The organism is Solobacterium moorei (assembly GCF_036323475.1).
GTDB lineage: Bacteria > Bacillota_I > Bacilli_A > Erysipelotrichales > Erysipelotrichaceae > Bulleidia > Bulleidia moorei.
In genome coordinates, this window is record NZ_AP028934.1 from 1,039,507 (window position 1) to 1,055,518 (window position 16,012).

The window sequence follows — 16,012 nt, forward strand, 5'->3', positions numbered from 1 at the left end:
TAAATATCATCATAAGGAGGTATACCATCATGGAAAAGATACTATTTGGTAAGAAACAAAGTGGAGAAGATATCTATCTTTATACTTTAGAAAATAAGAAATTCAAGGTACAGGTAACTGATTATGGTGCCACGCTTGTTTCTTTGATTGATAAAGAAAGTGGTAAAGATATTGTTCAAGGCTATCCAACAGCTGAACAATACCAGAAAGAGACAACCTTCTTAGGTGCCTCGGTAGGAAGAACCGCAAACCGTATTGGGAAAGGCAAGTTCTCCTTAAATGGAAAAGAATATACTCTGTTTATCAATAATAACGGTAACTGTAACCATGGTGGTAAAGAGGGTTTTGATAAGAAGATGTACGCAGTAGATTCTACAGAGGATTCTATTACATTTTCACGTGTATCCCCAGATGGAGAAGAAGGATATCCTGGTAATCTAGACTATGCAATTACTTATCGTTTATCTGAGAAGGGATTACACATCGAAACAACAGCCACAACTGACAAAGATACTTTATTTGCATATACAAACCATGCATACTTTAATCTAAGTGAGAGTGATTCCATACTCAATCATACTCTTATGATTCCTACAGATTACTATGCATTATTAGATGAAACATGTTTAACAAAGCCAGAATTTCATGCAGTAGAGAATACTGCTTTTGACTTCCGTCAGGCAAAGAAGATTGGCCAAGATATTAATCAAGATGATATACAACTTGTATATGGTAAAGGTTATGACCACCACTTTCCAATTCTGGCAGAAGGACTTCGCACAATGGCAATTCTTTCCGATGGAAAGCTAGAACTAGAAATGGCATCTGACTATCCGGGTTTCCATCTATATACAGCGAATTGGTTAAATGGCGCAAGTGGAAAGTATGGTCATCACTATCCAGAGAGAAGCTCTGTATGTTTAGAAGCAGAGTATCTACCAAATGGCATTAACTACCCTCATATTGAACCAAAGCCTATCATTCGTGCTGGTGAAACGCAAAAACATCGCATCGACTTTTTGGTTCGACATGTGAAATAAAGAGAAAATGACTTATAATAAACATGTGGTAATAGGAGGCAAAACATGACAACAGTCAATGAATTAGATAAAAAGCGGATGTTAATGAAGAGAGATACAGATGAATTGGTGCGTGTACATGAAAAAAATGTCGCATCTATGTGGCGTGCAACATATCACGTAGAACCAGTCACTGGCTTAATGAATGATCCAAACGGTTTTACTTACTGTAATAAGAAGTGGCATCTATTTTATCAATGGTTTCCATTTGGCCCAGTCCATGGCTTAAAGCATTGGTACCATGTGACAAGTCCAGATTTAATTCATTGGGAAAATCGTGGCGTAGCACTCTTGCCAACAGGAAAATACGAAAATTGTGGTTGTTATAGCGGTACAGCAATCAGTGAAGGTGACACAATCTATTTTGTCTATACGGGAAACTACCGTGATGAAAATCGTATCCGTAGACCTCACCAGCTTCTTGCAACTCTAGAAGGCGATGAACAATACACAAAGGCAATGCGTCCTTTGATTACTCCAAATGAGAACTATACAGAACATCAACGCGATCCAAAAATCGTGCGTATTGATGATATGTACTATATCTTCTTAGGTGCCCAAAATAAACAAGAACAGGGTGTTATTTTAGTATATTGTTCCGATTCAATTCTGACAGACTGGAAATTCCTTGGTGAGCTGAAAGTCAAAGGATATGAAAATGGCTTTGGATACATGGTTGAATGTCCAGATGTACAAAAGATAGGATTACACGATGTGCTCATCTTTAGTCCACAGGGAATTGAACCTAGTGTAGATGAATTCCACAATAAGTTCAACAGTGTATATCTGATTGGTGATTTAGATTTAGAAACACTTACATTTACACCAGATGGACCAATGCAAGAACTTGACCGTGGCTTTGATTTCTATGCACCACAATGTGCTTCACAGAATGTTTATTCCGATTGTTCAATCATGTCCGCATGGTTTGGTGTTCCAGATTATACATATCCACCAACAGATGAAGAAGGTTGGTCAGGACTACAAACCTTTGCACGCGAATTAACAATCCGCAAAGGTAAGCTATATCAGACACCAGTTCGAGGCATTGAATCCATAAAGAAAGATGAACTCTTCTGTGCAAAGAATGGTGAAATTATCAGCGATAAACTACATGGACAAATGCCAAATAGTGCGATTATTCGCATTGAAAATCCTGATGCAGAATCACTTGATTTAAACCTATTCTCACGTAACTACGTTATCGCAAGAGGATTTGCGATTTCCTATGATAAGTACGCAAAGCGTCTACGTATTGACCGTTCTGATTTAACAAATCAGCTCAATGTAGAATATGGTACAGAACGCCAAATTATCTTAGAAAATGGTTTAACTTCAATGGATATCTTAGTGGATCATAGTACAGTAGAAATTTTCGTTAACGAAGGAGAATACGTATTATCTGCTCGTATCTTCCCAACCAAGGAAGAACATATGATTCGTATGGGTGGCAAGAATCTCAATCTATCTATCTGGAGTGCAGAACAAACTGTGGATGATGCGCCAATATTCTTCGCAGAGAATCAATAAAAGCAGGGAAACCTGCTTTTTTCAATCATTGGTTGAAAAATATCAATGAATCATCAATGAACAGTTGTACTATTAATCTATAAGATGTTTCTAGGAGGTGTACCATGACACTAGGAAAAACACTTAAACAATTGCGAAAAGAAACATGCTTATCTCAAGAACAACTGGCCACAAAACTCAACATCACTGCACAAGCAGTCTCAAAATGGGAGAATGAAGAATCTTATCCAGATATTTTATTCTTGCCAAAAATCGCTGCGATATTTGGTATCAAAATTGATGAACTCTTTGATTACAACCAGGAGAGTGCGTATCAACAGATTGAAAATATGTTAAATCATGAACGTTACTTTACGCATGCGGATTTTAGTAAATCAGAAAATTTCTTATTACAACAATTATCCATAAATCCAAATGATTTACATGCATTAACGTTACTTGGTGACTTATATCATGAATATGCATTGAAATTGGATGAGAAAGCAGCTGCTTATACCAAACAAGCGCTAGCTTTAAACCCAGATGATAAAACACTTCATAATACATTCCATCATGCAATGCATGGAGGAAGACTGGATTGGAATGTCGCAAATCACAGTGAATTAATTCAGTATTATCAAAACTTCATTCAAGAACATCCCACAATCACAAGAACATACTTATATCTTCTAGATAATTTGATTGATGATGATAGACTTGATGAAGCTAAAAAAGTACTGGAAAGAAGAAGTGCAATTATTCAAGATTGTTTTAATGATTTCTATCACTTGTTGATTCACGAGTCGACATATGGTTTTCAAGTGACGTGCAAAGAATATGATATCTATTTAGAAAAGAATCAAGAGTGGCAAGCGTACTTCTTGGTGGCAGGTAGATATGCAAGCCATGGTGAATATGAAAAGGCAATATCATTATTTGAAAAATCCTTTGCATTACAGCCAAAACCTCGCTATATCGATCATCTTGAATCCATTGCCCAACTTTATTTACGTATGCATCAAAATAACAACGCGAAGCAAGCATACAAACGTGAATTACAGTTATTAAAAGAAGAATGGCAACAAGAAGACTCGGCGGATGTACAAAGAGTAAAAGTATTACTGGCAAAGTATAATTGATATGATATAAAAGGGATTAACCTTATTGGCTAATCCCATTTTCTATACTTCTGTTGAATTGTTTTTCTGATTGAGACGTTCTTTTGCGACGGATAACATTAGCTTAATACGGTTTTCTTGGTTAACCTTCGTAGCACTAGGGTCATAGTCAACAGCTGTGATATTTGCGTTTGGATACTTCGCACGGATACGATTGACTACACCTTTACCAGCAATGTGGTTTGGTAAACAACCAAATGGCTGTGCACAGACAATATTTTCATACCCTGTTTCAATTAACTCAATCATCTCAGCAGTTAATAACCATCCTTCGCCCATCTTAACACCAAGGGAGAGGATACCATTTGGCTTTTTCATCAGTTCTTGGAAGGACATTGGACCGTGGAAACCTGCACTTTCCATGGCTTTTGCCATAGCGATACCAATGCTATCTAAGAATGCTAGTAAAAGATCAGCTACTTTGCGTTTTACAAATGAACCACCATAGATTTGTACGTCTAATGTAGCGTTAGCGACACAGTATCCAATATATCCCATAAGACCTGGCATATTGACTTCACAATCTTGTGATTCTAGGAAGGAGACTAGGTCATTGTTCCCCACAGGAGAGAACTTAACATAGATTTCTCCGACAACACCAACTTTTACCTTTGGTGTACGGTTCACTGGAATTTTAGCGAAGTCATTTGCGATGTCTTTGAAGCGACGCTTCATAGAGAAGATTGTGTAGTTCTTATTGTGGTTCAACCAATCCTGTACTTGTGCTGTCCACTTGGCAACACATGTGGCCGCATCACCCTTATTAATTTCATAAGGTTTTACTTGGTTGTGTAATGCGGCAATTAAGTCGCCGTATTCTGCTGCGGCTAGAACCTTGAGCAGAAGACGTAAACTTATTGGCATTGAGGAGCCTTTTTCAAGACCTGACGCATTCAGTGATGCGACAGGGATATAATCATAGCCTGCTTTTACAAGTGCCTTACGTAATAATTTAATGTAGTTAGAAGCACGACAGCCCCCACCTGATTGTGAAATCAATAGGGCTGTATGCTGTAGGTCATATTTACCACTGTTTAAGGCATCTAAGAACTGACCAATAATTAATAATGCTGGATAACATGTATCATTGTGTACATACTTCAAACCAAGCTGGGCAACTTCTGCGCCAGAGTTTTCTAGCATGACAATACGATAGCCTTCGCTTTCCATGGCAGCCTTGATTGCCGCAAACTGCATCGGGGCCATGTTAGGCGCAAGAATCGTATGTGTTTTTAACATGTCTTTTGTAAAGTTAGGTGTCATGTATTCCATTAGGCTTGTTCCTTTCTTTCGTCTAGAGCGGCGAACAATGAACGAATACGGATATTGATGGCACCGAGGTTGGTGATTTCATCAATCTTTAGCTGTGTATAGAGTTTATTTCCTTCTTGTAAAATTTCCTTTGTTTCATCGGATGTTACGGCGTCAAGACCACATCCGAAGGATACAAGTTGGACTAAGTCCATGTCTGCGTGATTGACACAGTATTTCGCTGCGGCGTAAAGGCGGCTATGGTAGGACCATTGGTTTAAGACAGAAGTATCAAATTTCTGAACTAAGTTAGAGATACTATCCTCTGTAATGACGCAAGCACCATGTTGCACAATCAACTTATCGATACCGTGGTTCACTTCTGGGTCGACATGGTATGGACGACCAGCAAGAACGATAATACGTTTGCCTTCATTACGGGCTTCTGTCATCATACGCTGTGCTTCGTTACGTGTATCTTCCATGTGCTTACGGTAGGCAGTATACGCTACTTCGATTGCATTATGGATATCTGCTGTCTTTAAATCTGGGAAGTACTTCTGCATGATTTTTGGCATCAAGCGAACGAAGTCTTTACGTTGTTCTAGGTTGAGATATTCATAAATAAACTTTGTATCTTCTAGTTCACGAATATTGCCGGCTAGAACTTCAGGGTAGTAGGCAACGACAGGGCAGTTATAGTGGTTATCACCTAAGCCTTCATCAATGTTATAACTCATACATGGATAGAAGATGACGTCTACATCTTTTTTGAGTAAAGCCATGATATGACCATGTGTTAATTTTGCAGGGAAACATACGGTATCACTAGGGATAGAGCCTTGACCTGCTTGATATAACTTACGGTTACTAAATGGACTTACGATTACCTGGAAGCCTAGGCTTGTAAAGAAGGCATGCCAGAATGGTAGAAGCTCATACATGTTAAGAACCATCGGAATACCGATCTTACCACGTGTACCATTACCTGGATTTTTCATTAACTGGCTTAACTGTCGTTGCTTGTAAGCATATAAGTTAAGCGTATCGTCATTGGACTTACCAGTAATAGGGCGATCGCAACGATTACCTGTGATAAAGCGTTTACCATCTTGGAAGACACTGACAGTCATCTGACAGTGGTTACCACAAAGTCCACACTGAACGTTTTGAACCTTCTGTGAGAAGTTATTGAGTTCTTCGAGTGTTAGGATGGAAGAGATTGTACCTGGTTTACTGTGTTCTTTACCGTGTAATGCGGCACCATAAGCACCCATCAAGCCGGCAATATCAGGACGTACAACATCCACACCCATCTCTTTTTCAAAGGCACGTAATACAGCTTCGTTATAGAATGTACCACCTTGTACAACAATCTTCTTACCGAGCTGTTCAGGGCTAGAAGTACGAATTACTTTATATAACGCATTCTTAACGACAGAAATGGAAAGACCAGCAGAGATACAGTCAAAGCCTGCACCATCTTTCTGTGCTTGCTTAACACTGGAGTTCATAAATACTGTACAACGGCTACCAAGGTCAACTGGTTGCTTAGCGAAGAGTGCTTCTTGTGCGAAGTTTTTTACACTATAGCCAAGGGCAGCGGAGAATGTCTGTAAGAATGATCCGCAGCCAGAAGAACATGCTTCGTTTAAGAAGATATCAGAGATTGCACCATTTTCAATCTTGAAGCATTTCATATCCTGTCCACCAATATCAATGATGAAATCAACATCAGGCATAAAATGCTTGGCAGCTGTAAAGTGGGCAACTGTCTCTACTAGACCAAAGTCTGTATGTAGTGCATGGGTCATTAAGGCTTCACCATAACCTGTTGTTGTTACAGATTGAATCTTTAAGTTCGGATGTTGTTCATATAATCCCTTTAAGACATCAATGACGATAGGAAGCGGGTTACCACTGTTGGATTGATAATCTGTAAAGAGTAAATTTGCATGATCATCAATAACCGCAACTTTAATTGTTGTGGAGCCGGAGTCGATACCAATATGAACGGGATCGGCATTTTCATCAAAATCAACGCGTGGAACACTTGCCTTCGCATGACGTTTCTTAAATTCGTTATATTCTTCAACATTGTTGAAGAGCGGTGGTAAGCTTGCGTATGTTGCAGTTTTACCATAGTTGGCTAAGCCCTTAACAACATCGTCAAAGACAACTTCCTTATCGGCGTAATATGCAGCACCTAGGGCAACGTACAAAAGGCTGTTTTCAGGACAGATACCTTCAATCTTCAGTGTTTCGTTGAAGCTATCACGTAAGCACTTGGAGAATGTTAGTGGTCCACCTAAATATAAAATCTTACCAGAGATTGGACGTCCTTGGGCAAGGCCGGCAATGGTTTGGTTAACAACTGCTTGGTAAATTGAAGCCGCAATATCACTCGATAAAGCACCTTGGTTGATTAATGGCTGGACGTCACTTTTTGCGAATACGCCACAACGAGCCGCAATTGTGTATTTACGAGTTGCTTGTTGAGCGGTCTTATCCATCTCATCAGCGCTCATCTTTAGAAGGGTAGCCATTTGGTCGATAAAGGCACCAGTACCACCAGCACAAGAACCATTCATACGAACTTCTGTACCATTTGTTAAGAATAAGATTTTAGCATCTTCGCCACCAAGCTCGATGATACAGTCAGTGCCAGGGTTTAGACGGTTCGCCGCAACTCGGTCCGCAAATACTTCCTGTACGAAACTAACACCACAACTATCAGCTAAGCCCATTCCAGCAGAACCAGAAATCGCAAAGTATGCTTTCTTACCTTTTAAATAGGTATCATTTAAAGACGTTAACAGTTCACGTGTCTTCTCAAGAATGTGACTGTAATGTCTTTCATATGCGGAATAGATGATTTGATCATTCTCATCCAGTACAACGCACTTGATGGTCGTTGATCCGATATCCATACCAATACGCATAGTAGATCCTCCTCTAAGTCTAAAAATGCAAAAAGCCGTGTATGTTCACGCCTTATAATTGTCATTTGTCATCAATTTTAATAATTTCTATCTGAAAAAACAATGAAAATGCGATGAGATGTTACAAAAATGAAATATCCAAGCAAGATAAATTGATGTACAATATAGCAAAATGAAAGGATGAAAAAAATATGAAAGCACCATTTTCAGAATATTTAAATACACTTGCGCCAAGTTTAAAGCAATTAGTGTCTAAACTAGGCAAAGATTATGATTATGTTAGTGTTCTTTCGACAGATTCTAAGGGCTTTGCGATTCGCATCTCTCAACAGGTGAAAGTTATCAGTTCTTCCAATCTAACGACAGAACGCGGTAGTGTTGTGCGTGTCTATAAAGATGGTTTATACAGTGAATATGCATTTAATCACTTCGATGCAAACTCCATTGAAGAAACGTATCAAAAGATTAAGAAGGAACTTGATGCACAGCTAGCAGTATTAAAACTAACAAAGACAGTGGTATACAACACAAAGAAGTTAGAGGATGAACCACTCACACTTTTTGTAGAAAAGGAATGTGAACAGTTACCAGAAAATACAGATATTGAAAAGCTAGTAAATGACTTAAATTCTTATTCACTTGAGGCAATCAGTAAGGATGAACATGTTGTTGACTGTATGGTGATTGCACAATCCACACACGTTTCAAAGTTATTCTTAACTGTAAATCGTGATTTAAGACAGAGCTATGTGTATTGCGAAGGGGTAGTCGCACCAATCATCGTGATGGATGGCAAAAATGAAATTGGCTACCAGGGATTATCCGCTTTAGGTGGACCTGAAGTGTTTACACAGTTAAAGGATAAGATTGATTATGCAGTGAAATTTGCAAAAGAAGTATTAACTGCAGATCCAATTGAACCAGGTGAATATGACATCATCACAACACCGGAAGTATCAGGACTTATCGCGCATGAAGCGTTTGGTCATGGTGTAGAGATGGATATGTTCGTTAAAAACCGTGCACTTGGTAAAGACTTTATCAACAAGCGAGTAGGTAGTGATCTTGTGACCATGCATGAAGGTGCACTCTGTGCAGATAACGTAACTTCCTTTGCGTTTGACGATGAAGGAACACTTGCCGGAGATGTCGTTGAAATCGAAAACGGTATCTTACGTAGCGGTATCTGTGATGCATTAAGTGCACTACGTTTAGGTGTAAAGCCAACTGGCAACGGCAAGCGTCAAAACTATGAACATAAAGTTTATACACGTATGACGAATACACTCTTTGATTCCGGTACAGACAAATTAGAAGATATGATTGCGTCTGTGAAACACGGATATTTACTAGAAGGTATGTCCTCTGGTATGGAAGATCCAAAGCACTGGGGTATTCAATGTATTCTCAAGCTTGGACGTGAAATCAAGGATGGTAAGTTAACGGGTAAGGTTGTTGGACCAGTCATCATGACAGGATATGTAACAGAAGTATTAGGTAATGTTTCAATGTTATCTGGTGACCGTGGAGTATATGGTTGTGGTGCTTGTGGTAAGGGCCACAAGGAATGGGTCAAAGTCAGTGATGGCGGACCATATTTAAAGACGAAAGGAAGATTAGGCTAATGTTAGAGAAGATTATTCAAATTCTAAAAGAATCTAAAGCTGATGCTTGGGAAATCACAGACATAAAAACACGTGGCTGGGAATTCTATTTTATTCGTCATGATTTAGACCAAAACCGTGTAAAAGATGTAGAACATATCAAACTTACGGTTCATCGTTCTTTAGATAATGGTGAAGCACTTGGTAGTGCAAGTGATGAAATCAATCCAACAGATTCCATTGAAGACATCAAACATAAAGTGGATCAACTCATCTACACTGCAGGCTTTGTAAAAAACAAGGTATATTCCCTTGTAAAGCCAAGTCAGGATGTAGTATCCAATCAAAAGGCAGTCGATATTGCAAAGGTCGCAGAAGACTTTATTACAACAATGCGTTCCATTCATGAAACGGAAACAGAAGATATCAACAGCTATGAAATCTTCGCTAACGAAGTAGAACGTCGTTATATAAACTCCGAAGGCGTGGATATTTGTGAGACATATCCAAGTTCCATGGTAGAAGCAGTTGTCAATGCCCGTAAAGATGGTCATGAAATTGAACTCTATCGTATGTACAACTCCGGTGGTTGCGATAAAGAAGGTTTAACACGCGATGTCACTAAGACATTACAGTATGGTAAAGACCGTCTGAGTGCAGTACCTACACCAAAGCTACCAAAGATGGCTGTTATCTTTAGTACAAGCGATTCTACAAGCATCTATCAATACTTCATCCAGAAGCTAGCTGCAGGTAGTGTATATCGTAAACTCAGTGATTGGAAGCTTGGCGAAGCCATCGCCCAGGATGTAAAGGGTGATAAGGTTACACTTCAGACAGTAAGAGAACTACCGAACTCATCACAGAACTTTAACTACGATGATGAAGGGGCACCAATCCGTGAAGTAACACTCATAGATGCAAATGTTCCAACGCAATACTGGGGTGGCTGTATGTTTGCTAGTTACATGAACCTCAAGGATAGCTTCAAGATTTCTAACGTCGTTGTCTCAGGCGGACAAAAGGATGAGGCAACACTACGTACAGGTAAGTATTTAGAAGTCGTTGAATTCTCCGATTTCCAAGTAGATCCAGTGACAGGAAATGTCTTTGGTGAAATCCGCCTAGGATACTTACATGATGGAGATAAGGTGACAGTTGTTTCTGGGGGATCCTTATCCGGAAGTATGAACGACTACGTAAAGGAACTATACATGTCCAAAGAAACCGTACAGTACAATAACCTAGTCGTACCATCTGTAACACGCTTAGAAGGCATGACAATTACAGGTGCTGAATAAATCAATCTATTTTATACAAGACTGTAGCGAAAGTTATGGTCTTTTTCATACTCTAGAAAAATATGATAATCTCAAATGACAAAATCAGTGATACTTGATAAAGTTAGTTTGCTGATACTAACAGGAGGTGTCTGATATGAAAGAATATTTAAAGAATGTAAATGATGAAAAACTAAAAACAGTTTTTGAAGTACGTAATGCATATGACGAGGGAAAACTCACAATGGAGGAAGCCCGTGCCATTCTCAAAGAGAAGGTGCACACTTTAGAACCATATGAAGTAGCCCTTATTGAACAAGAATTAAAAGAAGAAATCGATGATGAATGCCGTAAGGAAGATATCCAAGCGATATTAGACTTATTTGATGGCATCTTAAATACAAGTAAACCAAGTTTGCCTAAGACACATCCTATCGCATGTTATTATCGTGAAAACGAAAAGATGAAAGAACTCTTACTATCCGTAGAAGACCTTGTACAATACCCAGTTATCAAGAACCAATGGTTTGAATTATATGATCAGATTATTCAATGGCGTAAGCATCTTTCTCGCAAGCAGAATCAATTATATCCAGTGCTTGAAAAGAAGGGCTTTACACGTCCTACAACGACAATGTGGACATTAGATGACTTTATCCGTGATGAAATCTCACAAGCCTATAACTTAATTAAAGAGGGCAAGGAAGATGAATTCATCGAACTACAAAGTACAGTTGTAGCAGATGTAAGAGATTTAATGCAGAAGGAAGAAACTGTACTTTATCCAACCTCCCTAGCTTTAATCTCTGCAGAGGAATTTGAGCATATGAAGTCGGGTGATCAAGAAATTGGTTTTGCGAATATCACAGTTGAACCAACAAAGACAGAAATACCAGCAGCCTCAAAACCAACAGAAGGATTTACAAATGAACTTGCAAATCTTCTTGGTAAGTATGGCTATCATATTGGTAACGACCAAGAGTTTGATGTGAAGACAGGCAAGATGACACTTGAACAAATTAACTTGGTATATCAACATATGCCAGTTGACTTATCATACGTTGATGAAAACGAAATTGTTCGTTTCTACACAGACACAAAGCATCGTGTATTCCCACGTTCTAAGAACGTTATCGGACGTGATGTAAAAAACTGTCATCCAAAGAAGAGTGTTCATATCGTTGAAGAAATTATTGAGAAGTTTAGAAGCGGCGAACAAAATGAAGCTGAATTCTGGATCAACAAACCAGAAATCTTCATCTACATCAAGTATGTTGCGGTAAGAGATGAAGACGGCAAGTTTAGAGGTATCCTAGAAATGATGCAGGACTGCACACACATCCGTGCATTAACAGGTTCCCAAACACTTCTAACATGGTCTAATAATGAACATGGCATCGTAGAAGAAGAACAACCTGCACCAGTAGAAGAAAAGCCAGTGGCTACAAGTTCTTCTAAAATTGATCCTGAAAGCATTACACCGGAGACAAAGCTAAAGGATTTGTTAGATGCTGATCCTAATCTAAAGCAGTATCTCTTTACAATCAGTGATAAGTTTAGAGCACTTGATACTCCTCTTGCCAGAATCATGTTGCCAAAGGCTACAGTGGAAAAGATGTCTGAACGAACAGGTGTAGCACTGGATGAAATCATTTCTAAACTAAAACAATACTTCCAAAAGTAATCCAATCAGGAGTTTATAACTCCTGTTTTTCTTATCAACTAGTAAGAAAATAGTATAGTTTCAATACGGTTTTGGGCTATACTGTAAGTAACAAAGATTGCGTTATAAATGCCTTGAGATAGTGGCTTGGTATATGATAAACGCAATGAAATAGGAGGAAATATCATGACATACGAAGAGAAACTACAACAATATAAAGATTGGATATTTCGCCGTTCTGCATATCAGATGGCATTAGCAATCATTGGCATAGACAAACAGACCGTCGCACCATCCGCAGGAGCTGCTTATCGTGATGAACGTTCCGCGTATCTTGCGGGAGAATTATTCTCGATTGAAACAGATCCAGCAATGGTTCAACTCTTAAAGGAATTAAAGGATGATCCACAGATTGATGGTGACAACAAACGTGCGATAGAGCTTTACTATAAGCAAGCAATGGACACGATGTGCATTCCAAAGGAAGAGTTTGTCGCATACCAAAAGCTACGCGATGAATCCTTTGATGCATGGATTAAGGCAAAGTCACAATCCGACTATTCTATCTTTGAACCATACTTGAAGAAGATTATCGAAGTTAGTAAGAAACTGTATCGCTATCGCAATAGCGATAAGAATTTATATGATCAAATGCTTGATGACTATGAACCGGGAATGACACAAGAAAAGTACGACGTATTCTTTACGGCACTAAAGGAAAGACTTGTACCACTTATCCAAAAGGTTACAAAGGCAAAACAAAAGAATGAAGCATTCTTGCATCAAGAATTCCCAATTGAAGATCAAAAGAAATTCATGATACAACTACTTGCATATCTACACTTTGATTCATCATGGGGATATCAGAATGAATCTGAACATCCATTTACATCATGGACATGCGAAAATGATTGCCGTACTACAACGAAGTACGTGATCAACGATGTTGTCTCAGCAGTATTATCTACAGTTCACGAAGTAGGACATGCATACTATGAACATAATGTAGATCCTAAGTATGATGGCATGATTCTATCCGAAGGAATTTCATCTGGTATGCATGAATCACAATCCAGATTGTGCGAAAACTATTTGGCACGTACAACAGCCTTCTGGAAATATCATTATCCAAAGCTTCAAGAAACATTCCCAACCCAGCTAGGCAATGTATCAATAGAAGAATTTTATGAAGCAATCAACGTCGCAAAACCATCCTTTGTTCGTACAGAGGCAGACGAATTAACGTATCCATTACATATCTTAGTTCGTTATGAAATTGAAAAGGGACTCTTCAATGGAATAATCTCCACAGAAGGCTTAAATGAGACTTGGAACAAAATGTATAAAGAATACTTGGGTGTTGATGTACCAAATGATAAAGTGGGTATTTTACAAGATGTACACTGGTCAGATGGAAGCTTTGGTTACTTCCCAACTTATGCACTCGGTACTGCATTTGCGGCACAATACATGCATGCAATGCGTAAAGACCTAAATGTAGATACATTACTAAGTAATAACCAATATGATGTCATCATGAACTGGCTTAAGGAACATATCCATAAGTATGGATTCAGATATGAAGCACCAGAACTAATGAAGATGGTATCAGGAGAAGAATTTAACGTAAATTACTACTTAGATTACCTTGAAGAGAAGTATACAAAACTATATAGCCTATGAGAGAGTTAGAAGAGAAGATATTACAGGATGGTAAGGTTTTTCCAGGAAACATTCTAAAGGTAGATAGCTTTCTGAATCATCAAATCGATGTTGAAATGCTTGATAAGATGGCAGATGAATTTTACCGTTTATATAAAAATGAAAAGATTACACGTATCTTAACGATTGAGGCCTCTGGTATTGCGGTTGCAGTACCAATTGCCCAACGTTTCCACGTACCTGTTGTTTTCGCAAAGAAGTCAAAATCTAAGAATATTGGGGATGGTGTATATACCTCGCACGTACATTCTTATACTTACAACAGGGATTTTATAGTAACAGTATCCAAAGATTACTTAAACGAAGATGATCATATTTTAATTGTCGATGACTTCCTAGCAAATGGTTTAGCAGCAGATGGCCTCATTGATATTGCAAACCAAAGCGGCGCAAAGGTTGTGGGATTTGGTATCTGTGTAGAAAAACTCTTCCAAGGTGGTGGAGAGAAGTTACGTAAACAAGGCTATCGTGTTGAAAGTCTTGCAAAGATCAAAAGCTTCGATAACAACAAAGTAAACTTTGAATAATTGATTTGTATCGCTATAGAAAAGGAGAATATACAATGGAAAGCTTTGAACATTACATTCCAACCAAACTCTATTTTGGCAAAGGAGCAATTTCACATCTAGCTAAGAGCTTAAACGAATATGGTAAGCGCGTACTACTTACTTATGGTGGTGGCTCTATTAAGAAAATTGGATTATACGATGAAGTAATGAAGATTCTAAATGAAGGTGGATTTACTGTCGTAGAATGTGCAGGTGTTGAACCAAACCCACGTATTGAAACAGTAGAGCGTGGTTCTAAGCTATGTAAAGAACACAACATCGATGTGATTTTATCCGTCGGTGGTGGTAGTACGCTAGACTGTTCAAAGGCAATTGCAGTAGGTGCATATTACAAAGGCGATGACTATTGGCAGATGGTACTCGATTCTCGCGGCACTTCCAAAGCATTACCACTTGTTGATATTCTGACACTCGCCGCAACAGGTTCTGAATTTGATGGTGGTGGTGTTATCTCCAACATGGCATTAAACAAAAAGATTGGTAGATCCTTTACATTTCCACAGGTATCCATTTGTGATCCAACCTATACATACTCCGTATCTGCATATCAAACCGCTGCAGGTTCTGCCGATATTATGAGTCATATCATGGAAGGCTACTTCTCAAGAACAGATGATTCAGACCTCTCTGAAGCAATCCAAGAGGGTGTACTAAAATCAGTGATTAAGAATCTTCCAATCGCATTAAAAGAACCTACAAACTATTCTGCACGTGCTAATTTGATGTGGAATTCTTCAATCGCATGTTCTGGCATTCCAGAATATGGCAAGCTTGATACATACTGGCCATGTCATGCGATGGAACACGAATTAAGTGCATACTATGACATCACACACGGTGTAGGTCTAGCAATTCTTACTCCGAGATGGCTAGAGTATATCCTTGCAAAGGATCCAACGATTACACCACGTCTAGCAAAGTTTGCAAGAAATGTATGGGGTCTACAAGGTGATGATGAAGCAGCTCTAGCAAAGCAGGGGATTCAGGCATTACATGACTTCTTCAAGTCCAATGGAATTCCAATGACACTGACGGAAGTAAACATTAATGAAGAACACTTCCAAGCAATGGCAGAGTCCGCATGTTCACATGACCGATTAAAGCGTGCATATGTTCCTTTAACAGTGGAAGATGTAAAGAAGATTTACCAGATGTGCCTATAAAATAATGTATATTTAAAAAGTGAACCCCATCGTTTGTATCGACCCCAAAAGT

At 38.7% G+C, this 16,012-nt stretch carries 11 protein-coding genes; 9 read left to right on the forward strand and 2 right to left on the reverse strand.

Annotated features, from left to right (window positions below; translation table 11 throughout):
• Positions 1-29 precede the first annotated feature (29 nt).
• From RGT18_RS05280 to RGT18_RS05290, 3 genes are all read left to right on the forward strand, one after another.
• Positions 30-1,040: an aldose epimerase family protein gene (locus tag RGT18_RS05280; RefSeq protein WP_028078081.1), complete on the forward strand. Its 1,011-nt coding sequence runs from the start codon at positions 30-32 to the stop codon at positions 1,038-1,040.
• Positions 1,041-1,085: 45 nt separating this feature from the next.
• Positions 1,086-2,609 carry a sucrose-6-phosphate hydrolase gene (locus RGT18_RS05285; protein ID WP_028078082.1) on the forward strand — a complete coding sequence of 508 codons (1,524 nt, stop codon included), beginning with the start codon at positions 1,086-1,088 and terminating at the stop codon, positions 2,607-2,609.
• Positions 2,610-2,713: 104 nt separating this feature from the next.
• Positions 2,714-3,727 (forward strand): helix-turn-helix domain-containing protein, encoded by a 1,014-nt coding sequence (locus RGT18_RS05290; RefSeq protein ID WP_037403838.1) that lies wholly within the window; start codon positions 2,714-2,716, stop codon positions 3,725-3,727.
• A 42-nt stretch (positions 3,728-3,769) separates the two neighbouring features.
• Here RGT18_RS05290 and RGT18_RS05295 read toward each other — a convergent pair whose 3' ends face one another.
• A complete protein-coding gene (locus RGT18_RS05295) occupies positions 3,770-5,038 on the reverse strand; it encodes a 2-hydroxyacyl-CoA dehydratase (protein ID WP_051240979.1) in 1,269 nt (422 codons plus the stop codon).
• Positions 5,038-7,959, reverse strand: a complete 2,922-nt coding sequence (locus tag RGT18_RS05300) for an acyl-CoA dehydratase activase-related protein (RefSeq protein ID WP_037403840.1) — start codon at positions 7,957-7,959, stop codon at positions 5,038-5,040. The genes RGT18_RS05295 and RGT18_RS05300 overlap by 1 nt, the downstream gene beginning before the upstream one ends.
• Before the next feature lie 191 nt (positions 7,960-8,150).
• On the opposite strand from RGT18_RS05300, the gene RGT18_RS05305 reads away from it, so the two are divergent.
• The 6 genes from RGT18_RS05305 (at position 8,151) to RGT18_RS05330 (ending at position 15,960) form a co-directional block, all read left to right on the forward strand.
• A complete protein-coding gene (locus tag RGT18_RS05305) occupies positions 8,151-9,584 on the forward strand; it encodes a TldD/PmbA family protein (RefSeq protein WP_028078084.1) in 1,434 nt (477 codons plus the stop codon).
• Entirely contained in the window at positions 9,584-10,864 is a 1,281-nt protein-coding gene (locus RGT18_RS05310) for a metallopeptidase TldD-related protein (RefSeq protein ID WP_028078085.1), read from the forward strand. Before RGT18_RS05305 ends, RGT18_RS05310 begins: the two co-directional genes overlap by 1 nt.
• Positions 10,865-11,000: 136 nt before the next feature.
• Positions 11,001-12,527, forward strand: coding sequence for a PAS domain-containing protein (locus RGT18_RS05315; RefSeq protein WP_028078086.1), 1,527 nt, complete (start codon positions 11,001-11,003; stop codon positions 12,525-12,527).
• A 165-nt stretch (positions 12,528-12,692) separates the two neighbouring features.
• A complete protein-coding gene (locus tag RGT18_RS05320; RefSeq protein WP_028078087.1) occupies positions 12,693-14,189 on the forward strand; it encodes a carboxypeptidase M32 in 1,497 nt (498 codons plus the stop codon).
• Positions 14,186-14,755 carry a xanthine phosphoribosyltransferase gene (locus RGT18_RS05325; RefSeq protein WP_028078088.1) on the forward strand — a complete coding sequence of 190 codons (570 nt, stop codon included), beginning with the start codon at positions 14,186-14,188 and terminating at the stop codon, positions 14,753-14,755. The genes RGT18_RS05320 and RGT18_RS05325 overlap by 4 nt, the downstream gene beginning before the upstream one ends.
• 35 nt (positions 14,756-14,790) lie before the next feature.
• Positions 14,791-15,960, forward strand: coding sequence for an iron-containing alcohol dehydrogenase (locus RGT18_RS05330; RefSeq protein WP_028078089.1), 1,170 nt, complete (start codon positions 14,791-14,793; stop codon positions 15,958-15,960).
• Positions 15,961-16,012 lie beyond the last annotated feature (52 nt).